Origin of the sequence: Nocardioides sp. CPCC 206348, assembly GCF_048654705.1 — a bacterium.
Lineage (GTDB): Bacteria > Actinomycetota > Actinomycetes > Propionibacteriales > Nocardioidaceae > Nocardioides.
Genome location: NZ_JBMCZA010000169.1, coordinates 2,578 through 3,458, shown reverse-complemented (window position 1 = coordinate 3,458; position 881 = coordinate 2,578). Strand labels below are relative to the sequence as shown.

Here is an 881-nt window from a genome sequence, read left to right as displayed (position 1 = left end):
GGCCACAAGCACTTCATCACCGGTGCCGACGGTGCCGGCTTCTTCATCATCATGGCTCGGACCAGCGGTGAGGTGGGCGGACTCGGTGGAGCGACGATGTTCCTCGCTCCCGCTGAGGCGCCCGGCCTCGAGGTGGGACGCCACATCGGGACGGTCGACAGGTCGATGCTCGGTGGGCACTGCGAGATGCGGTTCACCGACGTCTTCGTTCCCGATGAGGACGTCCTGGGTGGCGTGGACGAGGGCTTCCGCTACGCGCAGGTCCGGCTCGGCCCCGCCCGGATGACGCATGTGATGCGATGGTCGGGTGCGGCACGGCGTGCCCACGAGGTCGCGGTGCAGCACGTCGCGGGCCGCGAGGCCTTCGGCGGCCGACTGGCTGACCTGGGGATGATGCAGCAGATGATCGCCGACAACGAGATTGACCTCGCGGCGACCCGTGCCCTGCTCCTGGTCGCGTGCCGCGAGCTCGACGACGGAGGGCGGGCCTCGGAGTCGACCTCGATCGCGAAGACCTTCGCGGCCGAAGCGCTGCACCGTGTCGTCGATCGCGCCACCCAGATGTGCGGCGGACTCGGCGTCTCGCGCGACCTGCCGGTTGCACGCATCGCCCGCGAGATCAGGCCTTTCCGGATCTACGACGGCCCGTCCGAGGTGCATCGCTGGTCGATCGCCAAGCGTGCCGTCCGTCGCATCGCGGGCGAGTCTGGCCAGCGTTGATGAGTAACCTCTCCGCAGCGCAGCTGGACGCGGTCGCGCACCTGATGGCCGAGGCGGGTACGCCGACCGCCGGTCCGCTCGAGGCTGTGTTGATCGCCGGTGGCCGGTCCAACCTCACCTACGCGATCACGGACGGAGCCGGACGCTGGGTCCTGCGTACG

The 881-nt window shown here is 69.6% G+C and carries 1 protein-coding gene; it reads left to right on the top strand.

Annotated elements, in window-relative coordinates:
• The coding region (locus ACOADB_RS13485; protein ID WP_378599382.1) for an acyl-CoA dehydrogenase family protein at positions 1–720 on the top strand (720 nt) is incomplete at its 5' end.
• Positions 721–881: the final 161 nt, after the last annotated feature.